Origin of the sequence: Neisseria sp. HMSC03D10, assembly GCF_001807625.1 — a bacterium.
GTDB lineage: Bacteria > Pseudomonadota > Gammaproteobacteria > Burkholderiales > Neisseriaceae > Neisseria > Neisseria mucosa.
The window spans coordinates 5,604-6,710 of the sequence record NZ_KV789554.1; the positions used below are offsets into that span (position 1 = coordinate 5,604).

2 protein-coding genes are annotated in these 1,107 nt (G+C 48.2%); both read left to right on the forward strand.

What is annotated here, in order from left to right:
- Window positions 1-250: 250 nt before the first annotated feature.
- Complete coding sequence (locus HMPREF3066_RS07425) at window positions 251-511, forward strand: hypothetical protein (RefSeq protein ID WP_049226525.1); 261 nt, start codon at window positions 251-253, stop codon at window positions 509-511.
- 165 nt (window positions 512-676) lie between these two features.
- Window positions 677-1,006: an FKBP-type peptidyl-prolyl cis-trans isomerase gene (locus HMPREF3066_RS07430; RefSeq protein ID WP_003743612.1), complete on the forward strand. Its 330-nt coding sequence runs from the start codon at window positions 677-679 to the stop codon at window positions 1,004-1,006.
- Window positions 1,007-1,107: the final 101 nt, after the last annotated feature.

Consider the following 1,107-nt stretch of genomic DNA (forward strand, 5'->3'; position numbering starts at 1 on the left):
GCCTTGTCCTGATTTTTGTTAATCCACTATAAAACCGTGAAACAGGAATGGACTACGCCGCTGTACCATTGTGGATAAGTTTTGACCGAGGGTCGTCTGAAAACGGGTTAGGAAATATTGTTTCTCAATAGTAAATATTCTTTCAACAAAATAGATATTTATCAATCAAAAAGAAATCAATAAAATGCTTTCCATCGCTTGAACGCCTACGCAGTTCATCTTTTATATTCAACATCATAAGGAAAGTATCATGAAAAAAGCACTCTTCGCCTCCCTCATCGCCGTTGCCGCCGCCGCATCTTTCGCCGACAGCCGCATTCCTGAATGGAACCATGCCAACGACTCCGGCCCCATTCCGGGCTTAACTCAAGTCGAATATCACGACGCGCACGATATGCGTAAGGATGATGACCGCTTGAAATTCACCGCACCTGCCACAGGTGTGCGCGAAATCACCGACATCGGCTACAACGACACCTATGCCCGCTCGTTGCAAAACGGCTCAAATTGATTGCCAAGCGGTTGACAATAAGTTGAAAGGTCGTCTGAAAACGTATCCATCCGTTTTCAGACGACCTTTTGCTTTATCGGAAACGGCAGCTATGATACCCTTCAGCGCGGAATATCGAAGAGCCGATATTGTTAACCGATTGAAAACGCTATGAAAGGATAAAACATGAGCGGTTTGATTATTGAAGATTTGCAGGAAGGCCACGGCAAAGAGGCCGTGAAAGGCAAGGAAATTACCGTACATTACACCGGTTGGCTGGAAGACGGCACCAAATTCGACTCCAGCCTTGACCGCCGTCAGCCGCTGACGATTACGCTGGGCGTGGGTCAGGTCATTCAAGGCTGGGACGAAGGTTTCGGCGGCATGAAGGAAGGCGGCAAACGCAAGCTGACCATCCCCGCCGAAATGGGCTACGGCGCACGCGGCGCAGGCGGCGTGATTCCGCCAAACGCGACGTTGGTGTTTGAAGTGGAGTTGTTGAAAGTTTACGAATAATGCCTGACGGCGTTAGGATGGATTTTCTACATTGAACTGAGCAAAAGGTCGTCTGAAAACCGAATTTTGAGGTTTGAACTGCACCCCAAAAGTTGGACACA